The organism is Sporosarcina sp. YIM B06819 (assembly GCF_033485175.1).
GTDB lineage: Bacteria > Bacillota > Bacilli > Bacillales_A > Planococcaceae > Sporosarcina.
Window position 1 is genome coordinate 37,700 of the sequence record NZ_JAWLIQ010000017.1, and the last position, 19,652, is coordinate 57,351.

At 44.2% G+C, this 19,652-nt stretch carries 18 protein-coding genes; 17 read left to right on the forward strand and 1 reads right to left on the reverse strand.

Going from position 1 to position 19,652, the window contains the following annotated elements; genetic code table 11:
* The first annotated feature begins 25 nt into the window (after nucleotides 1-25).
* From R2B72_RS12710 to R2B72_RS12735, 6 genes are all read left to right on the forward strand, one after another.
* Complete coding sequence (locus tag R2B72_RS12710) at nucleotides 26-1,165, forward strand: acyl-CoA dehydrogenase (protein ID WP_318616975.1); 1,140 nt, start codon at nucleotides 26-28, stop codon at nucleotides 1,163-1,165.
* A gap of 15 nt (nucleotides 1,166-1,180) precedes the next feature.
* Complete coding sequence (locus R2B72_RS12715) at nucleotides 1,181-1,831, forward strand: TetR/AcrR family transcriptional regulator (RefSeq protein WP_318616976.1); 651 nt, start codon at nucleotides 1,181-1,183, stop codon at nucleotides 1,829-1,831.
* 42 nt (nucleotides 1,832-1,873) lie between these two features.
* Entirely contained in the window at nucleotides 1,874-5,131 is a 3,258-nt protein-coding gene (gene icmF, locus R2B72_RS12720; protein ID WP_318616977.1) for a fused isobutyryl-CoA mutase/GTPase IcmF, read from the forward strand.
* Between the two features lie 212 nt (nucleotides 5,132-5,343).
* Nucleotides 5,344-5,508: a hypothetical protein gene (locus R2B72_RS12725; protein WP_318616978.1), complete on the forward strand. Its 165-nt coding sequence runs from the start codon at nucleotides 5,344-5,346 to the stop codon at nucleotides 5,506-5,508.
* A gap of 128 nt (nucleotides 5,509-5,636) precedes the next feature.
* The gene (gene rpoE / locus R2B72_RS12730) at nucleotides 5,637-6,218 is read left to right on the forward strand and encodes a DNA-directed RNA polymerase subunit delta (RefSeq protein WP_412177843.1); all 582 of its coding nucleotides are present in this window, start codon (nucleotides 5,637-5,639) and stop codon (nucleotides 6,216-6,218) included.
* A 161-nt stretch (nucleotides 6,219-6,379) separates the two neighbouring features.
* Nucleotides 6,380-7,972 (forward strand): CTP synthase, encoded by a 1,593-nt coding sequence (locus tag R2B72_RS12735; protein WP_318616980.1) that lies wholly within the window; start codon nucleotides 6,380-6,382, stop codon nucleotides 7,970-7,972.
* Nucleotides 7,973-8,028: 56 nt separating this feature from the next.
* On the opposite strand, the gene R2B72_RS12740 is transcribed toward R2B72_RS12735, so the two are convergent.
* Complete coding sequence (locus R2B72_RS12740; RefSeq protein ID WP_318616981.1) at nucleotides 8,029-8,547, reverse strand: DUF2529 family protein; 519 nt, start codon at nucleotides 8,545-8,547, stop codon at nucleotides 8,029-8,031.
* Nucleotides 8,548-8,744: 197 nt separating this feature from the next.
* On the opposite strand from R2B72_RS12740, the gene R2B72_RS12745 reads away from it, so the two are divergent.
* From R2B72_RS12745 to R2B72_RS12795, 11 genes are all read left to right on the forward strand, one after another.
* Complete coding sequence (locus tag R2B72_RS12745; protein ID WP_318616982.1) at nucleotides 8,745-9,104, forward strand: response regulator; 360 nt, start codon at nucleotides 8,745-8,747, stop codon at nucleotides 9,102-9,104.
* Between the two features lie 100 nt (nucleotides 9,105-9,204).
* Entirely contained in the window at nucleotides 9,205-10,062 is an 858-nt protein-coding gene (locus tag R2B72_RS12750) for a class II fructose-bisphosphate aldolase (protein WP_318616984.1), read from the forward strand.
* Nucleotides 10,063-10,165: 103 nt separating this feature from the next.
* Nucleotides 10,166-10,813 (forward strand): fructose-6-phosphate aldolase, encoded by a 648-nt coding sequence (gene fsa, locus R2B72_RS12755; protein WP_318616986.1) that lies wholly within the window; start codon nucleotides 10,166-10,168, stop codon nucleotides 10,811-10,813.
* A 19-nt stretch (nucleotides 10,814-10,832) separates the two neighbouring features.
* On the forward strand, nucleotides 10,833-12,110 hold the full coding sequence (locus R2B72_RS12760; RefSeq protein ID WP_318616987.1) for a UDP-N-acetylglucosamine 1-carboxyvinyltransferase: 1,278 nt from the start codon (nucleotides 10,833-10,835) through the stop codon (nucleotides 12,108-12,110).
* Nucleotides 12,111-12,196: 86 nt separating this feature from the next.
* Nucleotides 12,197-13,162 (forward strand): class II fructose-bisphosphatase, encoded by a 966-nt coding sequence (glpX, locus tag R2B72_RS12765; protein ID WP_318616988.1) that lies wholly within the window; start codon nucleotides 12,197-12,199, stop codon nucleotides 13,160-13,162.
* Between the two features lie 121 nt (nucleotides 13,163-13,283).
* Entirely contained in the window at nucleotides 13,284-14,567 is a 1,284-nt protein-coding gene (gene rho, locus R2B72_RS12770; RefSeq protein ID WP_318616989.1) for a transcription termination factor Rho, read from the forward strand.
* 178 nt (nucleotides 14,568-14,745) lie between these two features.
* Nucleotides 14,746-14,967, forward strand: a complete 222-nt coding sequence (gene rpmE / locus R2B72_RS12775) for a 50S ribosomal protein L31 (protein WP_318616991.1) — start codon at nucleotides 14,746-14,748, stop codon at nucleotides 14,965-14,967.
* A 455-nt stretch (nucleotides 14,968-15,422) separates the two neighbouring features.
* Nucleotides 15,423-16,028: a thymidine kinase gene (locus R2B72_RS12780; protein WP_318616993.1), complete on the forward strand. Its 606-nt coding sequence runs from the start codon at nucleotides 15,423-15,425 to the stop codon at nucleotides 16,026-16,028.
* A gap of 1,078 nt (nucleotides 16,029-17,106) precedes the next feature.
* Entirely contained in the window at nucleotides 17,107-18,183 is a 1,077-nt protein-coding gene (gene prfA, locus R2B72_RS12785; protein WP_318616994.1) for a peptide chain release factor 1, read from the forward strand.
* Nucleotides 18,113-19,030 (forward strand): peptide chain release factor N(5)-glutamine methyltransferase, encoded by a 918-nt coding sequence (prmC, locus tag R2B72_RS12790; protein WP_318616996.1) that lies wholly within the window; start codon nucleotides 18,113-18,115, stop codon nucleotides 19,028-19,030. Before prfA ends, prmC begins: the two co-directional genes overlap by 71 nt.
* A 44-nt stretch (nucleotides 19,031-19,074) precedes the next feature.
* Complete coding sequence (locus tag R2B72_RS12795; RefSeq protein WP_318616998.1) at nucleotides 19,075-19,632, forward strand: stage II sporulation protein R; 558 nt, start codon at nucleotides 19,075-19,077, stop codon at nucleotides 19,630-19,632.
* Nucleotides 19,633-19,652: the final 20 nt, after the last annotated feature.

The following is a 19,652-nucleotide window of genomic DNA, read 5'->3' on the forward strand; positions in this document are numbered from 1 at the left end:
CGATATAAAAAAAGGGGGAACGAACATGAATTTCAAACTATCCGAAGAACATGAAATGATCCGTAAAATGGTCCGTGACTTTGCCGAAAACGAAGTCGCGCCAACCGCAGCAGAGCGCGATGAAGAAGAACGTTTTGACATGGACATCTTCAAAAAGATGGCGGAACTCGGTCTCACAGGTATCCCTTGGCCAGAAGAGTACGGCGGCATTGGCAGTGACTATCTTGCCTACGTCATCGCAGTCGAAGAACTTTCACGCGTCTGCGCATCAACAGGCGTCACACTGTCAGCCCATACATCATTAGCGGGCTGGCCGGTATTCAAATACGGAACAGAAGAACAAAAACAGAAATACCTTCGTCCAATGGCAGAAGGCACAAAAATCGGTGCGTACGGCTTAACAGAGCCAAGTTCTGGTTCAGATGCAGGTGGCATGCGCACATCCGCAAAACTTGACGGCGATGATTACGTCTTGAATGGTTCAAAAATCTTCATCACAAACGGTGGAATTGCCGACATCTACATTGTTTTTGCAGTCACTGATCCAGAATCAAAACATAAAGGCACAAGCGCATTCATCATTGAAAAAGATTTCCCAGGCTTCTCGGTTGGGAAAAAGGAAAAGAAACTAGGCATTCGTTCATCACCAACGACTGAAATCATGTTCGACAATTGCCGCGTGCCAAAAGAAAACTTGCTTGGTGAAGAAGGAGATGGTTTCATCATCGCCATGAAAACACTTGACGGTGGTCGTAACGGCATCGCTGCACAAGCAGTCGGCATCGCACAAGGCGCACTCGATGCATCGGTTGACTACGCGAAAGAGCGTGTCCAATTCGGTAAACCAATCGCTGCCAATCAAGGCATTGGCTTCAAGCTGGCGGATATGGCAACAGCAACAGAAGCTTCAAGATTGCTGACGTACCAAGCGGCTTGGTTGGAATCAAACAATTTACCATATGGCAAAGAATCCGCAATGGCGAAACTAATGGCTGGAGATACAGCGATGAAAGTGACAACGGATGCAGTCCAAGTATTCGGCGGCTACGGCTATACAAAGGACTATCCAGTGGAGCGCTTCATGCGCGATGCAAAAATTACGCAAATTTACGAAGGGACGCAGGAAATTCAACGTCTCGTCATCTCCCGTATGCTAACAAAATGATCGGGGGCAACAGCTATGGAAACGAAGCGTACAGTAAAATCATCTGTCAAAGATGAAAACCTCATCGAAAAACGGCGTGAGCAAATGATTCAAGGCGCGGTGAAATTGTTTAAGGAAAAAGGATTTCATCGTGCAACAACCCGTGAAATTGCCAAGGCAGCGGGCTTTAGTATAGGCACGCTCTACGAATACATCCGAACGAAGGAAGATGTACTCTACCTCGTTTGTGACAGTATTTATAATGAAGTACACAATCGGCTATCCAACCTGCCGACTCAAGAAGGCACAATTGACGGACTACGAGTCGCTATTCATCAATACTTCCATTTGATTGATGATATGTCCGATGAATTTCTCGTCATGTATCAAGAATCAAAATCATTGCCCAAAGATGCTTTGACATATGTACTTAAAAAAGAAATGGAAATGGTTGCGCTTTTTGAAAATCTGCTACAAACCTGTGCGGAATCAGGGGATTTGCGCATAGCACAAGCGGATATCGGTATAGCAGCACATCATATTGTCGTGCAAGGGCAAATGTGGGCATTCCGCAGGTGGGCATTGCATAACAATCATACAATCGAAGACTACATTCGTATCCAGACGGATCAGCTTTTCAAAGGGATTGAACAGGTGCCAGTCACTCACACAATTCGAAGTTCATGAATTGTGTGAGTGACTGGCACCCAAAAAAAGGGGTGTTTTTCTATGGCTACAGTTGATATCTACAAACCAAAACATCATATCCGGTTCGTCACGGCATCCAGTCTGTTTGACGGCCATGACGCATCTATCAATATAATGCGTCGTATTTTGCAATCAAGTGGCGCAGAAGTAATTCATTTGGGGCATAATCGTTCTGTCGAAGAAGTCGTGAATGCTGCCATTCAGGAAGACGTGCAAGGTATCGCGATTTCTTCCTACCAAGGCGGCCACGTTGAATATTTTAAATATATGTATGATCTGCTACAACAAAAAGGCGCGCCGCATATTCGTATTTACGGCGGAGGCGGCGGAGTAATTATTCCGAAGGAAATTAAAGACCTGCATGATCATGGCATTGCCTGGATTTTCTCGCCTGAAGACGGCCGCAAGATGGGGCTTCAAGGTATGATTAACCGTATGCTGGAGGAATGCGATTTTCTGACGCAAGTGGACCATGAGCTGGACCAACTTGACACAGTAACGACGGAGAATCCAGAAGTGCTCGCCAATCTTATTACGTATGCCGAAGAAATGTATGACCAAAATGATGCCACAGCCAATGCATTCATTGCAAAAGCTCGTACACTTTCTAAAAACACACCTGTCCTTGGAATTACAGGTACGGGTGGCGCGGGGAAAAGCTCGCTGACGGATGAGTTAATTAGACGTTTTTTACGAGAACTACCTGATAAGAAAGTGGCAATCCTGTCAATTGATCCGACGAAACAGAAAACGGGCGGAGCCTTGCTTGGTGACCGTATTCGCATGAATGCGATTTTCAATAACCGTGTGTTCATGCGTAGCCTCGCAACACGTGGCTCACGAACTGAACTTTCGGGTGCCATCAAAGATGTGCTCGATATTGTTAAAACAGCAGGCTTCGATTTAATTATTGTTGAAACAAGCGGCATTGGGCAAGGAGATGCGGAAATTACAGAAGTGTCCGATGCATCGATGTACGTCATGACAAGCGAATTTGGCGCACCCACACAACTTGAGAAAATTGACATGATTGACTTCGCAGACCTCATTGTCATCAATAAATTCGAGAGAAAAGGCTCCGAAGACGCGCTTCGCCAAGTGAAAAAGCAGTATCAACGCAGTCATCTCCTATGGGATAAAGACGTAGATGATATGCCTGTCTACGGTACAATCGCCAGCCAATTCAATGACAAAGGAACGAACGCCTTATTCGCTGCGCTTGTCACCGTGTTGAATGAAAAATGTGGATTGGACTGGGAAACGTCCTATGGCCAATTCGTTAAAACACAAAAACAGAATGTCATTATTCCAAATGACCGTCACCATTATTTACGTGAAATTGCCAGCACAGTGCGTGATTATCATAAAAAATCTGAACAACAGGTCGATCTTGCCCGTCGTCTATTCCAGCTTGAAGGTGCCATTGAAGCGGTGAATGAAAAAGCACCCAATGATGTGCTAACTGCATCCCTTCAATCTCTTGTGGATGGCGTACGTGAAGAAATGACCGCCGAATCAAAACGCATCCTGGCGAATTGGGAGCAATTAAAAGAGGCCTATGCGGGTGATGAATTTATCACGAAAATCCGTGATAAAGAACTGCGTACGGCATTAACAACTACGAGTCTTTCTGGCTTGAAAATCCCGAAAGTTTCATTGCCGAAATTCAAGGATTATGGAGAGATTTTACGGTGGGTTTATAAAGAAAACGTACCTGGCTCCTATCCGTACACGGCTGGTGTTTTTCCGTTCAAACGCGAAGGGGAAGATCCAAAACGTCAATTTGCAGGAGAGGGTACACCGGAACGGACGAATCGACGCTTCCATTACTTGTCGAAAGATGACGATGCTAAGCGCTTATCGACGGCATTCGACTCCGTTACTTTGTACGGGGAAGATCCAGATGAGCGCCCAGATATTTACGGCAAAGTCGGTGAGTCAGGCGTTAGTATTTGTACGCTTGAAGATATGAAAAAGCTGTATGACGGCTTCGATTTATGCGCGCCATCCACGTCGGTATCCATGACGATTAATGGTCCAGCCCCTATTATTCTTGCCATGTTCATGAACACGGCGATTGATCAGCAAGTTCGAATCAAGGAGGAAGAGCTAGGGCGCACATTGACAATGGAGGAATTTACCGAACTTCGCAAGGCGACACTACAAGTCGTGCGAGGTACGGTGCAAGCAGATATTTTGAAAGAAGATCAAGGTCAAAATACTTGCATTTTCTCAACGGAATTTGCTTTGCGCATGATGGGGGATATTCAGCAGTATTTCATCGACCAACAAGTACGTAATTACTACTCCGTTTCGATTTCGGGTTATCATATCGCCGAAGCGGGTGCGAATCCGATTTCCCAGCTTGCTTTTACACTAGCAAATGGCTTCACTTATATTGAGTATTATTTGAGTCGTGGTATGCATATTGATGATTTTGCGCCGAACTTGTCGTTCTTCTTCTCGAATGGCCTTGATCCGGAATATACGGTCATCGGGCGAGTAGCTCGCCGCATTTGGGCAGTAACGATGCGCGATAAATACGGGGCCAATGAACGTAGTCAAAAGTTAAAATATCATGTACAAACATCGGGGCGCAGCTTGCACGCGCAGGAAATTGATTTTAATGATATTCGTACAACGTTGCAGGCGTTGATGGCATTACAGGATAATTGTAACTCACTCCATACAAATGCTTACGATGAAGCTATCACAACACCAACAGAGGAATCTGTCCGTCGTGCAATGGCGATTCAGATGATCATTACAAAAGAGCTTGGCCTTGCGAAAAATGAAAACCCACTTCAAGGGACATTCATCATCGAAGAACTGACGGATCTTGTCGAAGAATCCGTTCTCCAAGAATTCGACCGCTTGAATGACCGTGGAGGCGTACTTGGTTCGATGGAAACGCAGTACCAACGTGGAAAGATTCAAGAAGAGTCTATGCACTACGAAATGTTGAAACATACGGGGGAACTGCCGATCATTGGTGTCAACACATACTTGAATCCGAATCCACCGTCTGCGGATGATATTGATAACATGGAACTTGCACGCGCAACACAACAAGAAAAAGAAACACAAATTACCAACTTGCGAGCTTTCCAAGCTACACATGCTAGTCAAACAGCAGAAGCCTTGAACAAACTAACGGCAGTAGCTGTTTCAGGCGGTAATATTTTCGCCGAATTGATGGAAACCGTAAAAGTAGCAAGTCTCGGACAAATTACAAACGCCCTCTATGAAGTGGGCGGACAGTATCGCAGAAATATGTAATAAACAAAAGCGCAAGCCCCTAGGCGCTGAAGCTAGATGATAACAAAAGTTCAGGACGTCTGCCTAGATGCGACAGACGAACCAATCCACGGGGATCACCAATTCCCGTGGATTTTTCCGATTATAAATAAATTGAAATAAATCAAAAAACGTGACATAGTTTACCTTCTTTTTCTATACTGTATAGTAATGAAGTAGAAGGGGGGCTTGTTATGAAACGATCAAAGCACATCATCATTTTCACAATTTTCGTCCTCCTTCTATATTTTTTATACGATGATGGTTTAGGCGCCATTCCTTTCCTCTTGGCGGCCCTTTATTTAGGCTGGATTGTCATAAAAGAACTCCAAAGCTTAAGAAAGAGTAAAAGAATGTAGCATAATACAGCTTTCATTGTATATAATGGTATGTATGTTTATGTTCATTCAGCGGGAGTCCCGCTGAATGAACACAAAGCCTCCGGACGCAATTACGCTGGGGCTTAATTGATGTGTAGAGAAAGGACGTGCGTTTATTGAATATCCGTGAAATGACTAAGGAACAACTGTCGGAAGAATCGATGATAAATATCGCTTATGCGATTTTGACTGAAACACGTGAACCACTTACCCTTCAGCAGCTAATGGATGAAATCCGTAAGCTCACAGGGATGACTGAAAAGAAGATGAAGGAAAAGTTGCAGCAATTCTATACGGACATGAACATCGATGGAAGATTCCTTGCCATCAATGACAACCGTTGGGGTCTTCGTGAATGGTACCCAGTCGATCAGATTGAAGAAGAAACGGCTCCAGTCGTTAAAGTCCGCAAGAAGAAAAAGAAAAAAGCAGCACTGGACGACGATGATGAAGACGAAGAAGATGACGAGGATGACGAGGACGAGCTATTCGATGAAGAGTTCGACGAGTTGATCGACGATGAAGACGAAGATGATGAAGACGAGGAAGATGAAATCGTCGAAATCGAAGTCGATCTACTTGAACCTGACGATGACCTTGAAATCATCCCTGATGATGAAGACATCGAACTTGATGAAGAAGATGAAGAAGAGGAAGACGAGGAAGACGAGGAAGAAATCGAAGAATAATTACTTGACTTCATTCGTCTAAAACTATAAGATTTGACTGGGCTCCTTAAAAAGGACACAAAGAACCAGTGTATATGCGCTCCTCCTGTAGATTAATATCCACAGACGGAGCGCTTTTTAATTTTTTCTTTTTATGAATAGAACGGACGGAGGAGTTTGACATGACAAAATATATTTTTGTAACCGGTGGGGTTGTATCATCACTCGGGAAAGGAATCAACGCAGCATCACTTGGGCGGCTATTGAAAAGTAGAGGACTTCAAGTAACGATGCAAAAATTCGATCCATACATTAACCTTGACCCTAGAATGATGAGTCCTTTACAGCACGGTGAAGTATTTGTCACAGAAGATGGGGCAGAAACGGATCTTGACCTTGGTCACTACGAACGTTTTATTGATATTAAATTGAATAAATATTCAAACGTTACGATGGGGAAAGTTTATTCCTCTGTACTGAAAAAAGAACGTCGCGGCGAATATAACGGAGCGACAGTCCAAGTTATCCCCCATATTACGAATGAAATCAAAAGCCTCATCAAACGCGCTGGAAAAGAGACGAACGCAGACGTCGTGATTACAGAAATTGGTGGTAGCGTTGGCGATATTGAGTCCCTTCCATATCTTGAAGCACTTCGTCAGATGAAAACAGATCTTGGGAAAAATGATGTTATGTATATTCATAACACACTTATTCCGTACTTACATGCCGCTGGTGAAATGAAAACAAAGCCAACACAGCATAGTGTGAAGGAACTTCGCAGCCTTGGTATTCAACCAAATATGATTGTCGTTCGCAGTGAATACCCAGTGCCACAAGAAATGAAGGACAAGATTGCTTTGTTCTGTAATATTAAACCAGAAGAAGTCATCGAAGCACTTGATGCAGAAACTTTATACGAAGTGCCACTTCGATTACATGAGCAAAATATGGACCAAATCGTTGTAGATTTCCTTGGACTTGAGACGAAAGAGCCTGATATGACAGAAATCATAGCACTCGTCAAAAAGGTGAAATCATTGTCAAAAACAGTTCGTATTGGAATTGTCGGCAAATATGTCGAATTACAGGATGCTTATTTCTCTGCGGTGGAAGCGTTGCGCCATGCAGGTTATGACTTCGATGCAGATATTGACTTTAAGTGGGTTAATTCTGAAGAAGTGACAGCACAAAATGCGTCGGAATTACTTGGGGATGTCGACGGAATCCTTGTACCCGGCGGTTTCGGTGAACGCGGCATTGATGGTAAAATTGAAGCCATCACATATGCGCGTACAAACCAAGTTCCGTTCTTTGGGATAAGCCTTGGTATGCAATTAGCAGCAGTTGAATATGCACGTAACGTCATGGGATTAGAAAATGCTCATTCAGCGGAATTCGATAAAGAAACAAAATATCAGATCATCGAAAGTCCTGCTGAAAGTAATGGTAACGTGGAAGATTATTTCAGATTGGGTGTCTATCCATGTAAATTACAAGAAGGAACAAAAGCACGCGCTGCATACGGCGAAGAGTTGGTTTACGAACGCCACCGTAATCGCTATGAATTTAATAATGAATACCGTGAGCAATTTGAAGCAGCAGGTATGACACTTTCTGGTATAAGCCCGAATGATGAACTTGTTGAAATCATCGAATTGGAAGACCATCCGTTCTTCATTGGTGTGTCATTCCACCCGGAATTTGCATCACGCCCAACACGCCCGCAACCACTAATCCGCGACTTCGTCAAAGCGGCACTTGCTGGGAAATAAATAACTTGAAAAGCTACATTCAAGCAAAACTCTGCTTGAATGTAGCTTTTTTTTCATTAATCCTCATCCTCAATCATTTCATCATACGCAAGTTTCACCGCTTCATAAACAAACAAAGCAGCCATCGCATGTGGCTGAACAATCCGTTCCCCGTTATCGCCAGGCAACAACCCTCGCGTCAGCCCCGTCGATACATAAGTGTAAGACAATTCTTCGAGGGCATTCTCTTCACCTGGCTTATCCGCACTCAGCGCAGCGAAAGGAATGAAACGTTCGGCAAGCCATCGTGCTAAATCTAGTGCGCGCTCGTCCTTAGCGGAACGAGACAATATCCAAACACGGTCCGCCGAGACGATGTCCATTCCCTCTACATAGCGAACAGCTCCCTTAAATGGCTCCATACCGGTTATTGCAGTTGTAGTCACTGCCCCCATTTCACCAAATCCCGCAATAATTACGCGACCTTCGCCAATCGTCGCTTGTGCAAGAAGTCGGGCTGTCTCTTCAATCGTTTCTTCGCCGTTAGCAGCAATGCGTTGAAGAAGTCCTCCAATTTGTGTCGTCAATATTTTCATACGAATCACCTCCCTCCTATTATAAGAAGGGATGACATAGAAAGCAAAACGACATGAACTTGAGCTATCAGGGAGTCGAAATTTGAAATCAATTACGACTTGGCGTAATTGATTTCAAATAAAAGAAGGAGAAACCATTATTTTGTCAAATAAGTACTAGAATACAATATAGGGACTAAGGGAAGAAGGGGAAGGTATTGAAAAGTTTGTTAATCGTAGATGATCAAACAGGGATCCGTCTTCTACTCGACGAGGTGTTCCGTCGGGAGGGATTTGTGACACGCCTCGCAGCCAATGGAATGGAAGCACTACAAGCTGTTAAAGACGAAGTGCCAGGCTGTATTCTACTAGACATGAAAATGCCTGGAATTGACGGCGTAGAAGTATTGAAAAGAATAAAAAGCGGTTGGCCGGAAATTCCAGTCATTATGATGACCGCATATGGGGAAATTGAAATGACGGATGATGCGCTGAAAATCGGTGCATTAAAATATTTTACAAAGCCTTTTGATATTTATGAAGTTCGTGATGCTGTGAATGCACTTTTTGAAAATTGACAAAGTGGACAGTGGTAAACACTGTCCTTTTTTGGTATGATGATAAAGGTATATAATTAATATGCAATATTCAGTTCAATTTTTCGGAGGAGGAATTTATATGGCATTAGAATCAATGAAAGATATGATGATTAAAGGTAAAAAAGAAGGATATGCAATTGGTCAGTTCAACGTGAACAACCTTGAATACACATATGCTATTTTACAAGCTGCACAAGAAGAGCAATCACCAGTTATTCTAGGTGTTTCTGAGGGGGCAGCACGTTATATCGGTGGTTTCTCGACTGTCGTAAATATGACAAAGGGTCTTATTGAAGATCTTAAAATCACTGTACCTGTTGCTATTCATCTTGACCATGGTTCAAGCTTCGAAAAATGTAAAGAAGCAATCGATGCAGGATTCACATCTGTCATGATTGATGCATCATCAAAATCACTTGCCGAAAATATTGAAATTACAAAAAGCGTTGTGGACTATGCACATGAGCGCGGTGTTTCTGTGGAAGCGGAACTAGGTGTCGTGGGTGGACAAGAAGATGACATCGTTGCAGAAGGCGTAATTTATGCGGATCCAGCAGAATGTAAGGAACTCGTTGAAAAAACAGGTATTGATTGCCTAGCGCCTGCACTTGGATCCGTTCACGGACCTTATAAAGGCGAACCGAACCTTGGCTTTAAAGAAATGGAAGAAATCTCTGGTCAATCGGATCTACCACTTGTCCTACACGGTGGAACGGGAATCCCGACAAAAGATATCCAACGTTCAATTTCTTTGGGAACAGCAAAAATTAACGTGAACACAGAAAACCAAATCGAAGGTACAAAAGCTGTCCGCGCGGCACTTGCAGCAGATGCTGAAGTTTACGATCCACGTAAATACCTAACACCAATGCGCGAAGCTATCAAGAAATCAGTTATCGCAAAAATGCGCGAATTTGGCAGTTCACAAAAAGCTTAATAATAGAGTAAGAGAAAAGAGGAGAAGCATTCAATTATGATGCATTCTCCTCCTTTTCCATTAAAAACCAGCTATACAAGATAAATAAAAGGGGGCAATACAGATGAAATTTTTCATTGACACAGCAAATTTCGAGGAAATTAAGGAAGCACATAGTTGGGGGATTGTATCGGGTGTGACAACTAATCCATCACTCGTCGCAAAAGAAGATGTACCTTTCCACGATCGATTGCGCGAAATTTGTGCGCTTGTACCAGGATCAGTTAGTGCGGAAGTTATCGCGCTTGATGCAGAAGGAATGATTCAAGAGGGACGTGAACTTGCGGCAATCTCTCCGAATATTACAGTGAAATTGCCAATGACACCCGAGGGATTGAAAGCTTGTTCAGTATTCTCTCAAGAAGGCATCAAAACAAATGTGACACTAATCTTCAGTGCAAATCAAGCACTCCTTGCTGCTCGTGCAGGTGCTACTTATGTATCCCCGTTTCTTGGTAGACTAGATGATATTGGACAAGATGGTATGTCCGTCATTTCTACGATTGCAGATATTTTCACAATCCACAACATGAAAACAGAAATTATTGCTGCCTCCATTCGCAGCCCGCAGCATATTACAGATGCTGCGCTAAACGGTGCGCATATTGCAACTACACCTTATAATGTATTGAAACAGTTATTTAATCACCCGCTGACAGATAAAGGAATTGAAGCATTCCTTGCAGACTGGGAAGCTAGAAAGAACAAGTGACATACTGAAGGAGAGTCATATGGACGTTTATAAAATTACAGGCGGCAAACCATTGCAAGGGACCATCAAAGTCAGTGGGGCAAAAAATAGTGCGGTCGCACTCATACCTGCCTCCATTTTAGCTGATTCTCCTGTAACAATTGAGGGGCTGCCGGAAATTTCTGATGTTATGACGCTTCAAGCGCTACTTGAAGATATTGGCGGAAAAGTCGAGTTTGCTGATGGAACGATGACGATAGATCCAACAGAAATGATATCCATGCCACTTCCAAATGGCAATGTGAAGAAGCTACGAGCGTCATACTATATGATGGGCGCAATGCTGGGAAGATTCAAAAATGCAGTCATCGGTTTGCCAGGCGGTTGCCATTTAGGACCACGACCGATTGATCAGCATATTAAAGGCTTCGAAGCGCTTGGTGCGAAAGTGACAAACGAACATGGTGCCATTTATTTGCGTGCGGAGGAACTTCGTGGTGCGAAAATCTATTTGGATGTCGTTAGTGTTGGCGCGACCATTAACATTATGCTTGCGGCAGTACTGGCAAAAGGACGCACAACCATTGAAAATGCAGCGAAAGAGCCTGAAATTATTGATGTCGCTACATTACTGTCCAATATGGGTGCCAAAATTAAAGGTGCTGGGACGAATGTCATTCGAATTGATGGAGTGGACAAACTTCACGGCACGAAGCACACGATTATCCCTGACAGAATCGAAGCGGGGACATTTATGATCATGGCGGCTGTTGCGGGGGATGGAATTACAATCGATAATGTGATCCCATTCCATGTCGAAGCATTGACAGCGAAACTCCGCGAAATGGGTGTCAACGTCGTCGAAGGGGCGGAACAGATTTTTATTCCTAAATCAAGGAATTTGCAGGCGGTCGATGTAAAAACGCTTGTCTATCCGGGCTTTCCAACGGATTTGCAACAACCATTTTCCGTGTTATTGACACAAGCGGTCGGTTCTTCAATCATTACAGACACCGTGTACTCGGCTAGGTTTAAGCAAATTGACGAGCTTTTTAGGATGAATGCCGATGGTCGGGTTGAAGGTCGCTCGGCTATCCTTGCTGGCCCGACACCGTTGCAGGCAGCTACGGTACGCGCATCAGATCTACGTGCGGGTGCTGCACTTGTTATTGCGGGGCTCATTGCTGATGGTGTAACGGAAGTACAAGAAATTCAACATATCGAACGTGGATACAGTTCACTGATTGAAAAACTCCAGGGCCTTGGCGCTGACATCCGTAAAGTAACGATTCCGGAAGAAGTCGTCGTTAGCGAATGAATAGGGTAACACAATAGATATTTGTGTTATACTCATTTAGAGTGCTAAAAATTACGGGATAACCGTAAAACGGGGGGACGCAACCAATGGAACGCAGTTTATCAATGGAATTAGTTCGTGTCACGGAAGCGGCAGCGGTATCGGCGTCACGTTGGATGGGACGCGGTTTGAAAAACGAGGCAGACGATGCTGCAACAACAGCGATGCGTAATGTATTTGATACAATTCCGATGCAAGGGGTTGTTGTGATTGGTGAAGGTGAGATGGACGAAGCACCAATGCTTTATATTGGTGAAGAACTAGGAACAGGTCAAGGCCCAGAGGTGGATGTCGCTGTTGACCCGCTCGAAGGGACAAACATTGTTGCAGCTGGTGGCTGGAATGCGCTTGCAGTTATCGCCATCGCAGATAAAGGCAATTTGCTTCATGCACCGGATATGTACATGGATAAAATAGCAGTTGGTCCGGAAGCGGTTGGTAAAATCAGTCTGGATGCGACAGTAACAGAGAATCTTCATGCTGTTGCGAAAGCAAAAAACAAAGACATTGGGGATATTGTTGCCACCGTATTGAGCAGAGATCGCCATGCTGGAATTATTGAAGAAATTCGTGCGGCAGGTGCGCGTATTAAGCTCATTACAGACGGCGATGTCGCAGCTGCTATCAATACAGCATTCGATGAGACAGGTGTAGACATTATGTTTGGTATTGGTGGTGCACCAGAAGGCGTGATTGCAGCAGCTGGACTAAAATGTCTTGGTGGTGAAATTCAAGGTCGACTCATACCTGAAGATGATGCACAACGTGAGCGTTGTGAAAAGATGGGTATCGATGTTTCTCAAATTTTGTACATGGATGACCTTGTCAAAGGAGACGACGCAATCTTCGCTGCAACTGGCGTGACAGACGGAGAACTTCTCCGTGGCGTGCAGTTTAAAGGTGGCTATTGTGAGACACACTCACTTGTCATGCGTTCGAAATCGGGTACAATTCGATTTGTTGAAGGTCGACATAGCATGGAGAAAAAACCTCTGCTCGTTATGCAAGACTGACTTGAATCAGTAAAAATACCATAAGGTGTAATTGATTAGACCTCATCGCCCGGCCGTGCGCCGGGCATCTTCCCTTTGCCTCAAAAAAAATACCCATTAACGTAAAGAGTGGTGCCGAAAGATGACAATGTTAACAATCTCAACGTTGGAGAATATGACGTTAAAAGAATTATATGCCCTCGCTAAACAGTACAAAATTGCTTATTATGCAAAACTAACGAAAAAAGAACTCATCTTTGCAATCCTGAAATCAAGAGCCGAGCAGGAAGGCTTCTTCTTCATGGAAGGTGTACTCGAAATTATCCAATCGGAAGGCTACGGCTTCCTTCGTCCTATCAACTACTCTCCGAGTTCAGAAGATATTTATATATCCGCTTCGCAAATTCGTCGATTTGATTTGCGAAATGGCGATAAAGTGTCGGGGAAAGTTAGACCTCCAAAAGAGTCTGAGCGCTATTATGGTCTGCTACAAGTAGAGGCCGTCAACGGCGAAGATCCAGAAGTGGCGCGTGAACGCGTGCATTTCCCAGCACTTACACCGCTCTATCCAGACCGTCATATCAAGCTTGAAGCAGATCCTATGAAGCTATCGACACGTATTATGGATCTTATCTCACCAGTTGGTTTTGGTCAGCGTGGGCTCATTGCTGCTCCGCCAAAAGCAGGTAAAACATTACTGTTGAAGGAAATTGCCAATTCCATAACGATGAATCATCCGGATGCAGAACTGATAGTCCTTTTAATTGATGAAAGGCCGGAAGAAGTGACGGATATTGAACGATCTGTTAAAGCAGATGTGGTCAGTTCGACGTTCGATGAATTACCGGAAAACCATGTCAAAGTGGCGGAACTAGTATTAGAAAGAGCGATGCGACTGGTGGAGCATAAACGGGATGTTATTATCTTGATGGACTCCATCACTCGACTTGCGCGTGCTTATAACCTTGTGATCCCGACAAGTGGACGTACATTGTCTGGCGGGATTGACCCGGCTGCATTCCATCGTCCAAAACGATTTTTTGGTGCGGCACGTAATCTTGAAGAAGGCGGTAGTTTGACGATTCTTGCGACAGCTTTAATCGACACAGGTTCTCGCATGGACGAAGTCATCTACGAAGAGTTTAAAGGGACGGGCAACATGGAACTTCACCTTGACCGTCATCTGGCGGAACGCCGGATATTCCCAGCGCTCGATATTCGCCGATCAGGGACACGGAAAGAGGAGTTACTCATTCCTGCCGCTCAGCTTGAAAAACTGTGGGCAATCCGCAAAACATTTTCCGATGCACATGATTTTTCAGAACGTTTCTTAAAGAAGCTGCGTTTGACAAAAACGAACGAAGAATTTTTCGATAAGCTAAATGAAGAAATGAAAGCCCAACGCAACGGTAAGGGCTTGTTGTAACAAGAGGTTTTATCTGGTTGCAGATAAATGTTGCGCTTGAAAAAAGAATTTGCTATAATAATTCAGGTATGTTAGATACTATCTGTTGCATATGCGGTTGACACATACGGACCGTGTAAGGCATCAGTCTTATATTATAACTCTGTACCAGATGGTTCAGGGCAAAGGAGAGAGCGTAATGAAAACAGGAATTCATCCAGCTTATGAAGTTTCAGTTGTAACTTGTTCATGTGGCAATACATTCAATACAGGTTCTGTAAAAGGGGACATCCGAGTGGAAGTTTGTTCGGAATGCCACCCATTCTACACTGGACGTCAGAAATTTGCTGCAGCGGACGGCCGTGTCGATCGCTTCAACAAAAAATATGGCCTCAAAGAAGAAGGTCGCGACGAAGAGTAAGCTCTTCACAATACCCGTCAGGTGCATTTGCATCGGGCGGGTATTTCTATTGTCGAAAAGTCGGGAAAATGGGCTGTATAGCATAGTTAGCTAAGAAAAAACAGACGTTAAATTGAAGATGTTTTCGGGTATGATAAACCTTCCAACAACTATTTATCTTTATTCAGCAGAAGACCCCTGCTGAATGAAGATAAATGCCTCCGGCGGATGTCACGGATTTTTAAGGAAGCTTAAGAAGGCAGTCTAAGCATGCGACGTCCTAAAAGTGCCTTAATTTCTGCAAAGAATACAGAAGTGCGGAAAATCGAACCCTTTGCTGTTCGATTCGCAACAAGGAAGGATGTAGTTCAATCCTTCCCCCCTGTTGGCTCCAAGCTCGAAAAAATTCGAACGCAATTACGCCAAGGCGTAATTGGTAAATGACCATATAAAGAAGTATCGAAAGGAGACTACATATGTATGTAACGATGCAAGGTGGATGGATTGAAGTAATTTGCGGTAGCATGTTTTCGGGGAAATCGGAGGAATTGATTCGCCGTATTAGACGGACGCAGTTTGCCAAACAGAAAATAGCAGTATTTAAGCCGGAAATAGACGACCGATATAGTGAAGAAGCTGTTGTTAGCCATGATGGAACAACGGTAATTGCGATTCCGATTGCAAGGTCATCACAGATTGAAGAATTCATTACAGAAGAATATGATGTTATAGCCATTGATGAAGCTCAATTTTTCGATGATCATATCGTAGACACAGTAATGGAGTTGGCAAATCGTGGATTCCGTGTCATTGTTGCTGGCCTAGACCAAGACTTTCGTGGCGAACCATTTGGCCCTATGCCGCGCCTGATGGCCATCGCCGAACACGTGACAAAACTGCAAGCCGTCTGCACAGTATGCGGCTCACCTTCCAGCAGAACGCAGCGGCTCATTAACGGTACACCTGCTGGCTATGACGACCCGATCATTCTGGTAGGTGCCGCCGAAGCGTACGAACCAAGATGCCGCAAGCATCACGAAGTACCAAAGGGTGTTTCAGTTATGGTAGAAGTAAAAGGATAATCATTCGATACCCGTCCGTGGAATGTGGACGGGTTTTATTTGTGGGAATGGGGCGTTGTTAAGTTCGGCCAGAAAGTTGTTTAGTTTCATCTGAGCGTTGCATAGTTCTGCCGAAGCGTCGTTTAGTTCCTCGCAAACGTTGCGAACTTTCATGTACGTTGCTAAGTTCGATTAGAACGTTGTCAAGTTCCGCCAAAGCGTTGCATAGTTCTGCCGAAGCGTCGTTTAGTTCCTCGCAAACGTTGCGAACTTTCATGTATGTTGCTAAGTTCGATCAGAACGTTGTCAAGTTCCGCCAAAGCGTTGCATAGTTCTGCCGAAGCGTTGTTTAGTTCCTCGCAAACGTTGCGAACTTTCGTGTACGTTGCTAAGTTTGATCAGAACGTTGTCAAGTTCCGCCAGAGCGTTGCATAGTTCCGCCAAAGCGTTGTTTAGTTCCTCGCAAACGTTGCGAACTTTCATGTATGTTGCTAAGTTCGATCAAAACGTTGTCAAGTTCCGCCAGAGCGTTGCATAGTTCTGGCGAAGCGTTGTTTAGTTCCTCGCAAACGTTGCGAACTTTCGTGTACGTTGCTAAGTTCGATCAGAACGTTGTCAAGTTCCGCCAGAGCGTTGCATAGTTCCGCCGAAGCGTCGTTTAGTTCCTTGTAAACGTTGCGAACTTTCATGTACGTTGCTAAGTTCGATCAGAACGTTGTCAAGTTCCGCCAGAGCGTTGCATAGTTCCGCCGAAGTGTTGTTTAGTTCCTTGTAAACGTTGCGAACTTTCATGTACGTAGCTAAGTTCGATCAGAACGTTGTCAAGTTCCGCCAGTGCGTTGCATAGTTCCGCCAAAGCGTTGTTTAGTTCCTCGCAAACGTTGCGAACTTTCATGTATGTTGCTAAGTTCGATCAGAACGTTGTCAAGTTCCGCTAGTGCGTTGCATAGTTCTGGCGAAGTGTTGTCAAGTTCCGCCTAAACGTTGCGAACTTCATCTAAATCAGCAAGAATCCCAATCCTAGAGAAATAACTGTATTTACCCTACGGTTTCCCGTACAATGAACGTACAAAACAGTCCTGAAAATGAGGTGCACGCAATGTTTGAAAGGCTTCAAGCAGTAGAAAATCGCTACGATCATTTAACTGAATTACTCAGTGATCCTGCGGTAGTAAGTGACATCACGAAACTTCGTGATTATTCGAAAGAGCAATCTGGCTTGCAAGAAACGGTTGAAACCTACCGTGAGTACAAAAACGCAATAGCCGAACATAAAAATGCGAAAGAAATGCTAAATGACCCGCTCGATGATGACATGAAAGAACTTGTGAAAATGGAAGTGGCTGAGCTCGATGAGAAGATTGAGTCATTTGAGGGGCGACTGAAAATATTACTTGTGCCAAAAGATCCGAACGACAATAAAAACGTCATCATGGAAATCCGTGGGGCAGCCGGTGGCGACGAAGCCGCCTTATTTGCCGGGAGTCTATTCCGCATGTATAGCCGTTATGCGGAAATGAACCACTGGAGAACGGAAGTAATCGATTCATCCCCAACGGAACTCGGTGGTTTTAAAGAAATTATTTTCACGATAAACGGCAACGGTGCATATTCAAAACTCAAATTTGAAAATGGCGCGCACCGAGTTCAGCGAGTCCCGGAAACTGAGTCAGGCGGTAGAACGCATACATCAACTGCGACAGTCGCAGTCTTACCGGAAGCTGAAGATGTCGATATTGAAATTCTCCGAGAAGATTTGAAAATCGATACGTACCGTTCCGGTGGTGCAGGTGGTCAGCATGTTAACACGACAGACTCTGCTGTTCGTATTACGCACCTACCGACGGGAATCACCGTATCCATGCAAGATGAAAAATCACAAATTAAAAACCGTGAAAAAGCGATGAAAGTATTAAAAGCCCGTGTCTATGATGCAGCACAACAAGAAGCGCAAGCAGAATATGCTGCGAGCCGAAAATCAGCAGTCGGGACAGGTGATCGTTCTGAGCGGATTCGTACGTATAATTTTTCGCAAAACCGGGTGACGGATCATCGCATTGGTTTGACAATCCAGAAATTAGACCAAATCATCGAAGGCAAGCTTGATGATGTCATCGATGCGCTTATTATGGAAGAACAGGCTTATCGCCTTGAAAGTTTGGATCGCCATGACTGAAAAAATCTATGAAGCTCTCCAACGGGCTTCTTCTTTATTAGAAAAAAAGGGGCTGGAACCGCATACAGCACAAATGCTGATGGAATTTATCACAAAAAAGTCCAGAGCCACTTTGTTTTCGGATGTCCGAGAACCGCTAACTGAGAAGCAGCACCAAGATTTTTGGGCTAAAGCTACCGAGCTGCTCGAAGGAAAGCCTGTCCAATACGTTATTGGCGAAGAAAGTTTTTATGGCTATACGTTTAAAGTGGATGACAACGTCCTGATCCCCCGTCCAGAAACGGAAGAACTCGTTTACGGAGCGCTAGAACGTGGTCGGAAAATGTTCCCGAACAAATCGATTGCAGTTGCAGATATTGGTACGGGTAGTGGGGCAATTGCAGTGTCATTCAAAAAAGAATGGCCAGAATCCCACGTTACCGCGACAGATATTAGTGAAGGTGCGTTGGAGATTGCTAGGCATAATGCTGTGATGAATGATGCTGACATCGATTTCCGACAAGGCGATATGACTGCGCCTATCGCGCAAAGAAAATGGGATATTGTTTTATCGAATCCTCCCTATATCGCACACGCGGAAGCAGAAATGATGTCGGGCACCGTCTTGGACCATGAGCCACACAGTGCTTTATTCGCAAAAGAAGAAGGACTTTATTTCTATCGTAAACTTGCCGAAGACTTGCCGCCACTTATGAACAACCCATTCCTCATTGCTGTTGAAATCGGTTATCTGCAAGGTCCGGCTGTGCATAAGTTATTCCAAGATGCATTTCCAACTGCGTATGTGGAAACAGTGCAAGACATTAATGGTAAAGATAGAATAATATTTTGTAAGACTTGTGAATAAACAACCTCCTAACCGGTAATAATGCGGTGTAGGAGGGGATAGACATGCTAACAGACTACGAGATTATAAGAAAGACAACTATATTCGATAAGGTGATGCCTTACATCGAGTTCATCATTGTGTTAATCATTATTCAATCAATTATGACGTTATTCACAGCGGGGCCGGCGGAAGATGATGCCATCCGCTTCCGAATGCTCGCTCATTCCAATGCGCCTGTGGATCAGCAAATGAAAATGGACATCCAACAACAAATTGAGCCGCTTATTAACGAGGCGGTAACTTCGTCTCTATCAAAAGAAGAACTTGCGGATAACTTAGCTGCACTTGAAAGTGAAATTCTTGAAACAGCTAACTCGTTGGCGAATGGACAAACCATTTCACTAGAACGTAAAGAAGCACTATTCCCGGCAAAACGCTCGGGGCTAGTGATTCACCCCCAAGCCACCTACGATGCCTATATATTAACAATCGGCAGCGGGCGTGGGGATAACTGGTGGTGTGCACTGTTCCCGAAAATCTGCTTTCCAGATAAACAAGAAAAAGAGGAAGAAAAAGTAACTTTTTTCATCTGGGAGTGGATAAAGGGGCTATTTTCTTAAAGTTACCAACATTCACTGTG